The 13,874-nt window shown below is 53.2% G+C and carries 11 protein-coding genes; 8 read left to right on the forward strand and 3 right to left on the reverse strand.

Annotation, left to right across the window (positions count from 1 at the left end):
- Nucleotide 1: 1 nt before the first annotated feature.
- Nucleotides 2-2,563 carry a DNA ligase D gene (gene ligD, locus PMI41_RS20750; protein WP_008128141.1) on the forward strand — a complete coding sequence of 854 codons (2,562 nt, stop codon included), beginning with the start codon at nt 2-4 and terminating at the stop codon, nt 2,561-2,563.
- Here ligD and PMI41_RS20755 read toward each other — a convergent pair.
- A complete protein-coding gene (locus tag PMI41_RS20755) occupies nt 2,560-3,360 on the reverse strand; it encodes a Ku protein (RefSeq protein ID WP_008128142.1) in 801 nt (266 codons plus the stop codon). The two genes, ligD and PMI41_RS20755, sit on opposite strands and share 4 nt — an antisense overlap.
- 128 nt (nt 3,361-3,488) lie before the next feature.
- Between PMI41_RS20755 and PMI41_RS20760 the strand changes: the two genes are divergently transcribed.
- Nucleotides 3,489-4,499 (forward strand): DNA topoisomerase IB, encoded by a 1,011-nt coding sequence (locus PMI41_RS20760; RefSeq protein WP_008128143.1) that lies wholly within the window; start codon nt 3,489-3,491, stop codon nt 4,497-4,499.
- A 512-nt stretch (nt 4,500-5,011) separates the two neighbouring features.
- On the opposite strand, the gene PMI41_RS20770 is transcribed toward PMI41_RS20760, so the two are convergent.
- Nucleotides 5,012-6,763, reverse strand: coding sequence for an EAL domain-containing protein (locus PMI41_RS20770; RefSeq protein ID WP_157179453.1), 1,752 nt, complete (start codon nt 6,761-6,763; stop codon nt 5,012-5,014).
- A gap of 201 nt (nt 6,764-6,964) precedes the next feature.
- Here PMI41_RS20770 and PMI41_RS20775 point away from each other — a divergent pair, with 201 nt between their 5' ends.
- From PMI41_RS20775 to PMI41_RS20800, 6 genes are read left to right on the forward strand one after another with little or no spacing between them, the layout of a single operon-like run.
- Nucleotides 6,965-7,573 (forward strand): CDP-alcohol phosphatidyltransferase family protein, encoded by a 609-nt coding sequence (locus PMI41_RS20775; RefSeq protein ID WP_008128147.1) that lies wholly within the window; start codon nt 6,965-6,967, stop codon nt 7,571-7,573.
- A gap of 25 nt (nt 7,574-7,598) precedes the next feature.
- The gene (locus PMI41_RS20780) at nt 7,599-9,371 is read left to right on the forward strand and encodes a bifunctional alpha/beta hydrolase/class I SAM-dependent methyltransferase (protein WP_008128148.1); all 1,773 of its coding nucleotides are present in this window, start codon (nt 7,599-7,601) and stop codon (nt 9,369-9,371) included.
- Nucleotides 9,368-10,714: a phosphatase PAP2/dual specificity phosphatase family protein gene (locus tag PMI41_RS20785; RefSeq protein ID WP_008128149.1), complete on the forward strand. Its 1,347-nt coding sequence runs from the start codon at nt 9,368-9,370 to the stop codon at nt 10,712-10,714. Before PMI41_RS20780 ends, PMI41_RS20785 begins: the two co-directional genes overlap by 4 nt.
- Complete coding sequence (locus PMI41_RS20790; protein WP_008128150.1) at nt 10,707-11,117, forward strand: hypothetical protein; 411 nt, start codon at nt 10,707-10,709, stop codon at nt 11,115-11,117. The genes PMI41_RS20785 and PMI41_RS20790 overlap by 8 nt, the downstream gene beginning before the upstream one ends.
- Nucleotides 11,114-11,770, forward strand: a complete 657-nt coding sequence (locus PMI41_RS20795) for a lysophospholipid acyltransferase family protein (RefSeq protein ID WP_008128151.1) — start codon at nt 11,114-11,116, stop codon at nt 11,768-11,770. The genes PMI41_RS20790 and PMI41_RS20795 overlap by 4 nt, the downstream gene beginning before the upstream one ends.
- Nucleotides 11,763-12,704 carry a phosphatidate cytidylyltransferase gene (locus tag PMI41_RS20800; RefSeq protein ID WP_008128153.1) on the forward strand — a complete coding sequence of 314 codons (942 nt, stop codon included), beginning with the start codon at nt 11,763-11,765 and terminating at the stop codon, nt 12,702-12,704. The genes PMI41_RS20795 and PMI41_RS20800 overlap by 8 nt, the downstream gene beginning before the upstream one ends.
- On the opposite strand, the gene PMI41_RS20805 is transcribed toward PMI41_RS20800, so the two are convergent.
- Nucleotides 12,701-13,855, reverse strand: a complete 1,155-nt coding sequence (locus tag PMI41_RS20805) for a fumarylacetoacetate hydrolase family protein (protein ID WP_008128154.1) — start codon at nt 13,853-13,855, stop codon at nt 12,701-12,703. The two genes, PMI41_RS20800 and PMI41_RS20805, sit on opposite strands and share 4 nt — an antisense overlap.
- Between the last annotated feature and the right edge of the window lie 19 nt (nt 13,856-13,874).

Below are 13,874 nucleotides of genomic sequence, written 5' to 3' on the forward strand. Positions count from 1 at the left end.
CATGGTGGCGCTTGAAACCTACCGCAAGAAACGCGACTTCAAGACGACATCCGAACCCAAAGGCCGCAAGTCACGCAAAACCGGCAACAGTTTCGTCATACAGAAACATGACGCTACACGGTTGCACTATGATTTCCGGCTCGAAATGGACGGCGTTTTGAAAAGCTGGGCGGTGACACGTGGCCCGAGCCTCGTACCCACGGAAAAGCGGCTTGCAGTGCATGTCGAAGACCACCCGCTCGAATACGGCGATTTCGAAGGCACGATTCCCAAAGGTGAATATGGCGGTGGCACAGTCATCGTCTGGGATCGTGGCACATGGGAACCCGTATACGATCCGGAACGCGGCTATGCCAAAGGCCATATGGAGTTCGAACTGCATGGCGAAAAACTCGGTGGTCGCTGGCATTTGGTACGCATGCATGGAAAACCACGTGAGAAGCGGGAGAACTGGTTGCTCATCAAGGGCGATGATGATCTGGCGCGCACCTCCAAAGACCCCGACATCTTGAAAGAAATGCCGGATTCCGTGAAGACAGGGCGGAATCTTGCGGCGGTAGCCGGCGAGGACCCGGGATGGTCATCCAAGACCGGAAAGATTGATAAGAAAAAGGTCGCAAAAACCAAGCCAACCGCTAAAGCGGAAAAAACCGAGCTTGCTGAAATTGATGTCCCGGACCCTTCCAGCATCAAGGGCACAAAGAAAGCGGCGTTACCGGACTTTGTGGAACCAACTCTTGCGACACTGACCACCAAGCCACCCGAGGGTGATCGTTGGATTCACGAGATAAAGTATGATGGCTACCGCCTTCAGGCGCGTATTGAGGCCGGGCGTGTCAAGCTGCTTACCCGTACTGGGTTGGATTGGACAAAGAAATTTGGCAAAGAAATCGTCAGCGCCTTTCAAGATTTGCCAGTCGGCAAGGCGCTGATTGATGGCGAACTTGTAGTCGAAACATCTGCCGGAGCGTCAGACTTTTCTTCTTTGCAAAATGACCTGAGCGAGAACCGCACCGACCGCTTTATTTTCTACGTGTTCGACCTGCTTCATCTGGACGGATATGATTTGACTGCTCTTCCTCTCGTCGAACGCAAAGCTCTTCTTGAAAAGCTTGTCGGTGACACCGGCGATCCCATCCGCTACAGCGGTCACTTCGAAGAAAGCGGCGCGACGGTACTTAGTCACGCCTGCCGCCTTAGCCTTGAGGGTATCGTTTCCAAGCTGCGTGATGCTGCCTATCGTCCCGGCCGTGGCAAGAGCTGGATGAAGGCAAAATGCTCGTCCCGGCAGGAGTTCGTCATTGCCGGTTATGTGCCATCTTCTACCTCTCGCCGGGCCATCGGCTCGCTCGTTATGGGAGTGTATAACGGCAAAAACCTTGAGCATGTCGGCCGTGTCGGTACGGGCTACAGCACGGCCGTGGCAGAAGATCTGTTCAGGCGACTTGAGCGAATTCGAACATCCGAAAGCCCTTTTGCAGAACGTTTGAACGCAGATGCTGCAAGAAAGGTCCGTTATACAAAGCCGCAGCTTGTCGCCGAGGTGGAATTCCGTGCCTGGACCGGCGATGGTAATCTGCGACACGCCGCCTTTCGTGGTCTGCGTGAAGACAAGGTTCCTACTGACGTGGTCCGCGAAATCCCGAAATCCGTTTCTGCACCCAAATCCCAACCTGCGAGGTATACCGTGAAACTCACGCATCCGGATCGCATTTACTGGCCAGAGGAAGGTGTGACCAAGCAGGGCCTCGCCGACTATTATACCGAGGTGTGGGACTATATCGAGCCATTCATTACCAAGCGGCCATTGGCACTGCTTCGCGGTCCCGAAGGGATCAACGGACAGGCCTTCTTTCAGAAGCATGCGTGGAAAGGGCTGAATCCAAGCATCTCGCTGGTCAAAGATCCCAAGGACAAAGATGGCGAACCTTTGATCAGCATAAAGGATCTCGATGGACTAATTGGTCTTGTTCAATCAGCAGTGCTCGAAATTCACCCTTGGGGTTCTACAGTCACAGACTGGGAACGCCCTGACATGATTATCATGGATCTCGATCCGGGCGATGGCGTGGACTGGGAGACTGTTATCGAGGGTGCACACGAAACACGCGACCGCTTGCAGCGGGCGGGTCTTGCAGCCTTCGTCAAGACATCAGGCGGCAAAGGTTTGCATGTTGTCTCACCGATCAAACCGAAAGCCGCATGGCCTGATGTGAAAGCTTTTACCAAAGCTATTGCAGACAGCATGGCAGCAGACAGCCCTGACAAATATGTCTCGACAATCACCAAGTCCAAACGCAAAGGCAAAATACTGATCGATTATCTGCGCAATCAGCGCGGTATGACTGCCGTTGCGCCTTATTCCACAAGAGCAAGACCCGGCGCCGCTGTCTCAATGCCTTTGGATTGGGATGAGCTGACGCCCGGTATCGGGCCTGCTTATTTCACTGTGCTGAACGCCCCGACCCGAATGGCGTACATCAAACGCGACCCTTGGGAAGATTTCCGCAAAGAAGCAGCGCCCATAGTGCAGGCGAAGACGACCCGCGCCAAGAAGAGCTAACGCTTCTTCTTACCCTCACTGGCGATGCTCTTTCGCAACGCATCCATGATGTTGATGACATTGCTTGGTGTTTCTGCCTCGACCTTAGGCTTTGCCGGGCGCTTCTTGCCCTTTTTCTTGGCTGCGATGATTTCAAGCAGCCGATCCTGAACAGGATCGTCGACCATTTTCGAGTCCCAAGGCTTGGTTCGTTCATCTATAAGCGTTTTCACTAACGTCATCATTTTGCTGTCGGGTTTGTCATTCTTGACATCGCCAAAGTAATCGTCGCGATTGCGGACCTCGTCGCCGTACCGCAGGGTCCAGAGAATGATACCCTTTCCTCGCGGCTCCAGCATTACAGCGCGTTCCCTGCGGTACATGACGAGCCTTGAAATGCCGACACGTCCCGTTGCCTCCATAGCGTCCCGGATAACTGAAAAAGCCTCTTCGCCAACAGGATCGTCCGGAGTCAGATAGTGAGGTTTGTCGTACCATATCCAATCAATGCTATCGGCGGGTACAAACATTTCGATATCGATGGTGCGGGTGCTTTCCAGCCCAACCGCCTCAATCTCATCTTCTTCGAGCATGACGTATTCGTCTTCACCGCGCTCATACCCTTTGACCTCATCATCTTCGTCAACGGCTTTGCCGGTCACAGCATCCACATACCGGCTGACAACACGGTTTCCAGTCTTGCGGTTCAACGTATGAAACTTGACCTTTTCGTTGTCAGTTGTTGCTGGAGCCATCGCGACGGGACACGTCACCAGCGAGAGCTTGAGATAGCCTTTCCAGAATGAACGAGGTGCCATAGGCGCAAACCTTTCCCATACGATTCACGCAACGATTTTAGTCTGCATTTTGTTCCAGCGGTGCTTTTTCGAACTCGGCGGAACAGCATGCGTTTGGCGGCGTTCTAGTTCGCGATGAGGAACCATATATGCAACTTGACCACGCCCACTACGCTAAAAAACTTGGATTGAAGCTGGTCGACCCGGAAAGTTTTACATTAAAGCGTGAGACAACCAAGAAGGGTGTGCGCTATCTTCGCATCGATGGCCGACCAGCTGCAAAAAAGCATACTGACCGTATCGTAGCCCTTGTTATTCCTCCCGCGTGGACCAGCGTACTGTGCAGCGACGATGATTGCGGGCATATTCAGGCCGTCGGTTACGATGATCTCGGACGGCGTCAGTATATTTACCATCCCAATTGGGAAGCTGTTCGCAACAGCATGAAGACCCATCGGCTGCTGGCGTTCGGCAAAGCTTTACCGAGCATCCGCAAGCGCATCGCGCGGGATATTCAACGTCCGCCCACGTCAAGCAGACCACTCGCAGCACTTGCCGTGAAGCTCATCGACAAAAAAGCTTTTCGTGCCGGACATGAAAAATACGCAAAGGATGGCGGGCGAGGTATCGCTACTCTCAAGAGCAGTGATCTTAAGATCAATGGCAATGTTGCCAACTTCGTTTTCGCGGGAAAATCCAAGAAAAAGAATGAGATTTCGATCACGGATCGATCCGCCGTTACCCGCTTGAAAACACTCAAAAGACGCGGACGCCTGTTTCAGTACAAGGATAAGCGGCGCTGGCGCAGTCTCCATGCTCAGGAGCTCAACGATTACCTTCGCGAGGTTTCCGGCTCAAAGGTCAGCGCCAAGGATTTTCGAACGTTCCATGGATCGGCGCGTGCGCTTGCATTTCTGGCGGGTGTTGAGGCGGAAACGGACACGCAGAAGAAGCGCGCCGTGGCAGCAGCCATGCGTGATGTCAGCGAATTCCTGCGCAATACACCTGCTGTAACCCGTTCGAGCTATGTGCATCCACTCATTACAGACAGCTTCTTTGCCGGCGAACTTGATCGTTCCCTGCTTCGTGCGCCTTTCAGAAAAGGGCTTACGGGACCAGAAACCGGTCTTATGCGCCTGCTTGAGAAAGCCGCAATCTAAGCGGATAAATGAGCCGTGCCAGATTTTGTGTTGAAGCAAAAAATTTTGCAATGCGGTAAGTGCCGTGAAGGCAAGGTAAATTAAATGCGATTTGCAGCACTCAGGAAAATGCGCTTAGATTTTGCCAGATTGCCGAGCATTGGGACATCGTTCGTGTCCACCTCAATGTGCTCGCGCCCAACAATGGAGGCGTGTAATGGCATTGTTAGATAGAGATAGACGTATCTTTGCCACCAGTGACTGGGAGGTCATGCAACGTGCACACAACAAAGCGTCACTGATGCTTGATAGGTGCCCTAAAACGCACCCCCGGTGCAACGCCCTAGCCAGAACGGTAATGGCGCTTTTTGATAGTGGTGTTCACAACGCGGACGAGCTTGCGGCACTGGCTGCAAATCGGGAATTAGGCCATCTAGCGATACAAGGCTACTTTCATAAACCGTTCGCATTCAAGCCCTCGCTGCCAAAGAACGACTCCACAATCCGGCATTGAATTTTAGCTGTCCGTAAAATCAGACAAGAATGCGTTGATCATTGGCCAGAAGTATCTGCATGTCATCCGCAGAGACAGGGTAAGCAATGGTGTGCCCCTGAAGCGTATCGCAACCCAGGCGTCGCAAAAGTTTTGCATGTTCGGATGTCTCGACGCCTTCAGCAATCACGCCGATTCCCAATGCTTTTCCTATCTCCACAATCGACCTGACAAGAACACGCTGTTCTCGTGATGTCGTAATTGGTGTCACGAGCCGCCTGTCAATTTTCAACCGCTTGGGCTTGATCTTCAACAGACCGATAATCGAGGCATGACCGGATCCGAAGTCGTCCACTTCGATATCAATTCCCATTTGTTCCAGTGCAACAATATTACCAAGAACACCGTCTTCGATTTCATCCAGAAAGACCGTTTCCAGCAGTTCAAACGACAGAATATTGGGGGTTACGTGCAATGCCCGCAATTGCTCCGGCAGGGAGGGGTCAGACAATCGAGATGCAGACGTATTCACCGCAATTCGAGGGATTTTTAACCCGAGCTTCTCCCATACCTGCCTATCGCGCAATACGGCGCGGAGAATTGCCGCATCAAGTTCTGCCAGCAACCCTTGAGAGGATAATATGTTCAGAAAACTGATTGGCTGCAAAATGCCTCGCTCGGGATGCTGCCAGCGGGCGAGCGCCTCCATACCGACAATCCGTTTGCTGCGGGCGTCGACCTGCACCTGATAATACGCAATGAATTCATCCCTATCGAGGCCGGATTTCGCACGCTCCGCAACCTGCCTTTCTCGAGAAAAATCGGCCTTTAAATGAGGCGTAAAAAATTCAACACGATTGCGGCCCTGCTTTTTGGCGCGCGTAAGAGCCATCTCGGACTCTGCCAGCAGATTTGTAGCACTCTCATCATCTACCCAAGCCACGCCGATAGAAGCACTTATCTGCAAAAGACTCTCACCAAAGGTGACACCCTGTTTCATCAGCCGAACAATGTGCTGAGCCACCATTTCCAGTTCCGCAAGGGATCCGAAATCAGAAAGTAGAACAACGAACTCGTCCCCACCCATGCGCGCAACGAAACCATTTTCCGGAACAGCGGAAGCAATCATATGGGCAGCGGATTTCAAAACCACATCTCCGGCAGCATGCCCCGCCGTATCGTTGACCTGTTTGAAATAATCGAGATCAATATGGAGGATTGCCAGCCGCTCTTTGTTATTATCCGATAACTCCCTGAATTTTTTTTGAAAAAACCGCCTGTTCGGCAGCCCGGTCAGATAGTCATGATCGGCAGCATGCGCAATCTGCGCTGTGCTTGATTCCAGGGCAACCGCGCGTGCCTCCGCAATGGTTTTTTGATCCGACAGTTCCTGGCTTAAGAGAACATCCGCGGTGATATCCCATTCTGCTCCTATATAGGTTATGCCGGTAGTGTCCTCATATCGATGTGCTCTCGACCTGAAATAGCGAACATCGCCATTGGGGCGGATAATGCGATACTGCGAGGAGTAGTTTTCCTTGCCTGCGATCGCCTGCCTGAACTCATCTGCCGCTCTTTCCTTGTCGCAGGGATGTATCGCTCCAAGCCAGTGCGAAGGCGTTACCGCTCGTGATGTTTCACCCGTTGCATAGAGCCGATGCATCTGACCATCCCAGAGCATTTCATCGGTGTCTATATTGTGCTCCCAAACTCCAATCTGAGACGCATCAAGCGCCAGCTCAAGCCTGCGCACAATGCTTTGGAAGTCCCGCTCTGATCTTGCTGGAGCCATTGTATTTTCTGTTTTTTCTCTGCTGGTGCCTGTGCACCTCATCCTGATTAAACTCCCTTAAGAAAATATTGTTGCAAGCCCCTAAACGAAGTTATTTCATCTTCAAAACAATTATCTTATGCAAATAGACTGGCTCGGATCGGATTCTCTACTACAAGCAGTTGAATCGGTGTATTTGGCGCAATCATTGGGGGTGAATACATGCCAACGCTTTATTCGATCAAACCGGCCTTTCAGAATTTACTCCGCCCCTTGGTTGGAAAACTCGTCGCCATTGGCGCAACTGCGAATCAGGTTACTGTAACTGCGACTGTCATTTCGGTGGTCGCAGGGATTTTGATTGCGCTGTTCCCTGAAAACACAGCACTGTTCTGGCTGTTGCCGGTGGTGCTTTTTGTGCGCATGGCGCTGAATGCAATCGATGGAATGATGGCACGCGAATTTGCGCAGGCATCAAAGCTTGGCGCATATCTGAACGAGGTCGGAGATATCATTTCCGACGTGACGCTCATTCTCCCGTTTGCACTGGTTTCACCTTTCGGAACATCCGGGGTTGTTGCATTCGCCATAACAGCGATCGTCGCTGAATATACCGGCGTCCTCGGCGTCATGGCAGGCGGCGGGCGAGGCTATGATGGCCCCTTCGGCAAGAGCGACCGCGCTTTGGCGCTCGGGATCATTGCCGCACTGATCGGCAGCGGTCTTGTTTTACCCTCGTGGTTCGGCTGGATATTTCCTGTCATGGCGGCTTTATCTGTCTATACGGCGATCAATCGAATCCGGGCTGGCCTTCGCCGCGCCAATTCCTGAAATCATCTGCTGCTGGAGCAATCCCATGTCCGAGCTACCTCACCATCCTGCAACAGAAACAGTGCGTGAAAATACCTTCCGCACTCATGATGGAACGGAACTTTTTTATCGCGAATGGCCTGCAAAATCCGGCAAGCCAAAAGGCGCCGTCATTCTCCTGCACCGCGGACACGAGCATGGTGGCCGTGTTGCTCACCTGGTGGAAGAGCTTGGCCTGAGCGATTTTTCATTTTACGCATGGGATGCCCGCGGCCATGGCCGCTCCCCCGGAGAGCGTGGCTACTCTCCATCCTTTGCGGCCTCTGTTCGCGATCTCGACAGTTTCGTAAAACATATCCGCGACACAGGCGGTTTTGCAGTCGAAGATATCGCCGTTATCGCCCAGTCAGTGGGTGCCGTGCTTGCTGCCGCTTGGGTACATGATTATGCACCACCGATCCGTGCGCTCGTGCTTGCTTCGCCGGCGTTCAGCGTAAAACTCTACGTGCCTTTGGCACGTGAGGGTATCTGGCTATGGCAAAAGCTCAAAGGAAAGTTCTTCGTAAACTCCTACGTCAAAGCCAGGTTTCTTACCCATGATCCGGCACGCATAGCTTCCTTCGATAGCGATCCTCTCATCACACGTGCCATTGCCTCGAACATCCTGCTTGATCTTTATACAACTGCCGAACGGGTGGTTGACGATGCGCGCGCGATCACCGTGCCTACGCAAGTTCTTATCTCGGGCAGCGATTGGGTCGTGCGTCATGGTCCGCAGCATCGGTTTTATGAGAATCTGGCTCACCCCCTGAAGGAGCGCCATATTCTGAAGGGTTTTTATCACGACACTTTGGGCGAGAAGGACCGCGCAATTGCCGTTGCACATGCCCGGCGGTTCATTCTTGAACGCTTTGATACAAAAGCGGGTTCACTTGACGTTACGAAAGCCCATCAGACAGGCTTTACCCGCGACGAGCAGGATAAGCTCTCGTCTCCACATGACCTCTTGTCGTTGAAGGGACTCTATTGGGCCATCTATCGTGCGTCCATCCGCTTCAGCGCTCTTTTCTCGAAAGGGTTGAAAACAGGCATTGATACAGGCTTCGATTCTGGCTCAACCCTCGATTACGTCTATGAAAATGAACCCCGCGGTATGGGCCCGGGTGGCAAACTCATCGACAAGCAATTCCTGCAGGCCATTGGCTGGCGTGGTATTCGCCAGCGCAAAGTCCATCTGGAAGAATTTATCGCTTTTGCTTTAGCCAAACTGCAGGACGCAGGTCGAACCACAAATATGCTCGACATTGCTGCCGGTCACGGTCGCTATGTGCTCGACGCGATTGCAAAGTCCGATGTGAAACCCGCGAGTGTACGCCTACAGGACTATTCACCCATCAATGTCGATGCAGGACGTAAGTCGATTGCCGAGCGCAAGCTCGAAGCAACCGTCAGTTTCCATCAGGCCGACGCATTTGATGGTGAAAAGCTTGCGGCAATCCAACCTGCCCCGGATCTCGCAATCGTCTCCGGGCTTTATGAACTCTTCCCGGATAATGGCCTTATTGAACGCTCCTTAAGTGGACTCGCCAAATCCATGCAAACAGGAAGCCTGCTCATCTACACCAATCAGCCTTGGCATCCGCAGCTTGAAATGATTGCACGGGCGCTCACCTCCCATCGCGGTGGGGAGGCTTGGGTCATGCGCCGCCGCACGCAAGCCGAGATGGATCAATTGGTCGCCGCAGCTGGTTTCCGCAAGATTGATCAGCTTGTCGATGAATGGGGCATATTTACAGTTTCCATCGCTGAGCGCACATGAAGGAAAAAGTAATCGAACCAATCGGAGAATGGCGGTTTGATCAGCGTGTCGCCAAACGGGCTCTGACCTGGCTGATCTGTCTGGCGCCACTCTTTTATATCAGTTACGGCACAGCCAACTGGCTGGCGTCGCAGCGCGCCAATGTTGCCAACATCACCTTTGCCTGGGAACACGCGATTCCCTTTATTGCATGGACGATCTTTCCATACTGGTCGATCAATCTTTTCTATGGCCTTTCATTGTTTTACAACAATTCAACCATCGAAGTTGACCGTTTGGCAAAGCGCTATCTCACAGCCCAGATCGTTGCGGTTGCCTGCTTCGTCGCATTTCCGCTGACAGCAATATTTCAGAAGCCACCCACCAGCGGCGCAGCTGGTTTCCTCTTCGATATGCTTGGCGGCTTTGACAAGCCTTTCAATCAGGCACCATCATTGCATATCGCCCTTTTGACGATTATCTGGTCGCACTGGCGCGCTCGCCTGCCTGGAATCCTCCGCTTGGTTTGGCATATCTGGTGCGCGCTCATCGGCATCTCAGTCCTTACGACCTATCAGCATCATTTTATCGATATCCCTACAGGCCTGCTTCTGGGGCTCTTCGCTCTCTGGCTGTTTCCAGCGCATGCTCCCTCATCCTTGGCAGGGTCCCGGTTCACCAGCGACCTGAAAGCCCGGCGCATCGGCATCTGCTATGCAGCTGGCGGCCTGATTTTTCTGCTCGCGGCTATAATCGGAACAGCTACATCTGCAGTGTTCCTTTTCTGCCTGTGGCCAGCGCTTGCGCTGACAATCGTATCGTTGGGCTATTTTGCTGCAGGATCAGCCATCTTCCAGAAAAACACTGATGGTACGATTTCCTTTGCCAGCAGATGGTTGCTCGCACCTTATCGCCTGGGAGCGGTCATCAACAGCCGCATCTGGACGCACAAGCTTCCTGCTTCGGTTGCAATAGGAAAGAATGTGCATCTTGGCCGCTTGCCGCGAGCAACTGAACAGACCGGATTTGCAACGATCATCGATCTTACCGCTGAATTGGCAAAGCCGCTTGGCTTTGACACCAATTGGCAGGCATACCCGCTCCTCGACCTCGTTACGCCGCAGCACACAGAACTGCACAAGGCAGCCGAGGCGATAGAACAGGCAAGGCAAAAGGGCGCTGTCCTCGTGTGCTGCGCACTTGGCTTCCAGCGTAGTGCCGCTGCCGTCGCGGTTTGGCTCATGCACTATGGCGATGTGAAAAACCCTGCTGATGCTATCGCGAAGATAAAGGCAAAAGGCAGGCGTATTCATCTGACCGAGGAGATGATCACGTCCGTTGATAAGACGAAGCAGCATGAATGAACGCGCAAGTGCATTCGCCTCGCGCCTCCAGCTTCAAGGCATCAGCCTGGGAATAATCACTGTTTTCCTGATGATACTTCTGCTGCTGGTCCACGAGAGCTGGTGGGGCAGCATTCTTGCAGTGGCAAGTGGCTTCCTTGTACTGCTCCTCGCCGCCTATATGCTTTTTGATGCCGCCCTTTTCAGACTGATAGCCTCACACGCAGATGAAACTGAGGGATGCCGCGCGGTCGACACCTTGCTGGCGCAGTTGCATTTGCGCAAACTTCCGCAAACCACCCGCATGCTGGATGCACGAATGCGCGGAACAAATCAGCTCCTCGCGAAGCTGCATCTTGCTTTTGGTGTTTTTCTTGTTCTATTCGCTGCAGTTACAACCTATGGGTTGTGGGGGCCTCAATGAACGTAAAAGCATTAATGAGACGAACCTGCGCCATGCTGCTGGCTGGACTGGCACGCGGCGTAACCGGTGTGCGTCCGATATGGCAAGGCAGCTCCCCTTCGGATCGTCAGCGCATTTATTTTGCCAATCACTGCAGCCATGGCGATTTTATCCTGCTTTCTTCCAGCCTGCCGCCACGAGAACGCGAGCGAACCCGCGCTGTTGCCGGTGCCGACTATTGGAAGCGCAACAAGTTACGGCACATTCTCGCGAAAGACCTGCTGAACACAGTTCTGGTTGACCGCAACTGGATCGAGCGCTCCGACGATCCCATGGTTATCATGCTTGATGCCCTTGCGGACGGAAGCTCGCTGATTGTTTTTCCCGAAGGCACGCGCAACATGACCGAGGAACCGCTGCTGCGCTTTCGCTCCGGTCTCTATAATCTGGCCGTGGCGCGACCGGATGTTGAACTCATCCCCTGCTGGATCGAAAACATGTCCCGTGTTTTGCCCAAAGGGGCATTTTTGCCGGTGCCGCTGCTATGCCGTGTCGTTTTTGGCACTCCCGTCGTGCTTGAGCCGGATGAAGACCGCAAAGACTTCCTCAGCAGGGCTCGCCAATCACTGCTCGATCTTTCACCGGAACAGCAGAAGGTGCTCAATCATGGCTGAAACAGTCTGGCTGTTCCTTGGACTTCTTGGTGTGCTCACACTGGCGAGCGCAATTGCGACGATGCTTACCTGGAAAAGCAGGCGCACAACAGATGTATTGCCCTCAACACTGGTAAATCTCAACTCACGCATCAAGGCGTGGTGGATCATGATCGGCGGCATTTCAGTCGCTTTTCTCTTTGGCAAGCAGGGTGTCATTCTGCTTTTTGCCTTCGTCTCCTTCGCCTCGTTACGCGAATACGTAACGCTTACCCATACACGTCGCGGCGATCACCGCATTCTTATCGGCATGTTTCTGATCATCATCCCCATACAATATTATCTGCTATGGATTGAATGGTACGGCCTCTACTCAATTTTTGTGCCCGTCTACTGCTTTCTGGCCATGCCTGCACTGACCGCAATTTCCGGCGATACGGAACGCTTTCTTGAGCGGGTCAGCGAACAGCAATGGGGTATCATGCTGTCCGTATACTGCATCAGCCATGTGCCTGCTCTGCTGACCTTGCCTATACCTGGCTTCGAAGGCAAAGGACTGCTTCTCATCGCCTTCCTGATTGCGACTGTGCAAGGCAGCGATGTGCTGCAATATGTCTTCGGCAAGCTTTTCGGCAAACGCAAGGTTGCACCCAAAATCTCCCCCTCCAAGACTTGGGAAGGGCTGATCGGCGGCATCATCAGCGCATCCTTGCTGGGCGCATCGCTGGTCTGGCTCACACCATTTACTGTAGTTGAGGCGGGCCTGATGGCGGGGCTTGCCTGCGTCATGGGCTTTTTTGGCGGCCTTGTCGCATCGGCTATCAAGCGCGACCGTGGCGTCAAGGATTGGGGCCATATGATTGAAGGCCATGGCGGCATGCTCGACCGGGCAGACAGCCTGATTTTTGCTGCACCGGTCTTCTTCCACATAGTCCGCTATTTCTGGACGATCTAAAGCAAATCCGCCTTGGCGAGATCACGCAGCAAGTGGCTCGCGCCATAGGTCCAGGCTGCACATTCGGTCGAAAGCCTCACGCGGTTTGATAAAGTACCCAAGGTCGGCGTGGAGATGGACACCACGTCATCCATCTTGTGGGTGAAACCCTTGCCCGGACCATCGCGGTCCTTCACCGGTGCAAACATGGTACCCAGATAAAGCACCAAACCATCCGGATACTGGTGGTGCCGCCCAATCGTAGCTTCAACCAGCGATTCCGGCGTACGCGAAATCTTGGCCATATTTGACGCCCCGTCGAGGATGAAACCATCCGTGCCCTCGACGCGCATGCTCAGCTCAGCATTCTTCACAGTGTCTATCGTAAAGTCTCCGTCAAACAGGCGGATGAATGGCCCGACAGAACCCGAGGCATTGTTGTCCTTGGCCTTACCGAGAAGCAGCGCCGAACGTCCTTCCACGTCGCGCAGATTAACGTCATTGCCAAGCGTGGCACCAATAATTTTCCCGGCGCTCGATACGACAAGCACGATTTCCGGTTCGGGATTGTTCCAGCTTGAGACTGGATGCAGACCGACGTCTGAACCATAGCCGACTGTCGACATTGGCTGGCCCTTGGTAAAGATTTCCGCATCCGGCCCAATACCGACTTCAAGATACTGGCTCCACACCCCACGGGCGATCAGTGCCTCTTTTACCTTCATCGCGGCAGGTGAGCCGGGGACAATTTGCGAAAGATCAGCGCCAATCAGATTAAGCACGTCGGAACGCAGGGAATCGGCTTTTGCTTTGTCGCCTTTGGCCTGTTCTTCAATGACACGCTCAAGCAGAGAGGCCACGAATGTCACCCCGGAAGCCTTTACCGCTTGCAGGTCAATCGGCGACAACAGCGATGGCGTCGCCGCATCACTTTTGGCGGTCCAGCTGTTTGCTACAATTGCATCAATATTGCCAATCTTCACACCTTCAGCTTGGGCAACATAACTTGCCGGATCTTCCAGTTCGGCAATATCGCGAACTGTTGGTGCTGCCTTGCTGGTAATATCGAAGACTTGTCCTTCACGAACAGTGATGACACGCGGATAGTCATAACCCGGCAATTTGGCCCTGCCCAACAGAACACCTTTTTCCGGGATAATTGTATAAGACATGGTTCGGCTTCCTTCAGAC

It is taken from the genome of Phyllobacterium sp. YR531, assembly GCF_000282595.1.
Classification (GTDB): domain Bacteria; phylum Pseudomonadota; class Alphaproteobacteria; order Rhizobiales; family Rhizobiaceae; genus Phyllobacterium.

Excerpts from the sequence above, each read along its gene's own strand:
- PMI41_RS20785 (WP_008128149.1), top strand. The coding sequence starts at position 9,368 with ATGAAGGAAAAAGTAATCGAACCAATCGGAGAATGGCGGTTTGATCAG.
- PMI41_RS20790 (WP_008128150.1), top strand. The coding sequence starts at position 10,707 with ATGAATGAACGCGCAAGTGCATTCGCCTCGCGCCTCCAGCTTCAAGGC.
- PMI41_RS20805 (WP_008128154.1), bottom strand. The coding sequence starts at position 13,855 with ATGTCTTATACAATTATCCCGGAAAAAGGTGTTCTGTTGGGCAGGGCC.
- PMI41_RS20760 (WP_008128143.1), top strand. The coding sequence starts at position 3,489 with ATGCAACTTGACCACGCCCACTACGCTAAAAAACTTGGATTGAAGCTG.
- PMI41_RS20800 (WP_008128153.1), top strand. The coding sequence starts at position 11,763 with ATGGCTGAAACAGTCTGGCTGTTCCTTGGACTTCTTGGTGTGCTCACA.
- PMI41_RS20795 (WP_008128151.1), top strand. The coding sequence starts at position 11,114 with ATGAACGTAAAAGCATTAATGAGACGAACCTGCGCCATGCTGCTGGCT.
- PMI41_RS20770 (WP_157179453.1), bottom strand. The coding sequence starts at position 6,763 with ATGGCTCCAGCAAGATCAGAGCGGGACTTCCAAAGCATTGTGCGCAGG.
- PMI41_RS20780 (WP_008128148.1), top strand. The coding sequence starts at position 7,599 with ATGTCCGAGCTACCTCACCATCCTGCAACAGAAACAGTGCGTGAAAAT.
- PMI41_RS20775 (WP_008128147.1), top strand. The coding sequence starts at position 6,965 with ATGCCAACGCTTTATTCGATCAAACCGGCCTTTCAGAATTTACTCCGC.
- ligD (WP_008128141.1), top strand. The coding sequence starts at position 2 with ATGGTGGCGCTTGAAACCTACCGCAAGAAACGCGACTTCAAGACGACA.
- PMI41_RS20755 (WP_008128142.1), bottom strand. The coding sequence starts at position 3,360 with ATGGCACCTCGTTCATTCTGGAAAGGCTATCTCAAGCTCTCGCTGGTG.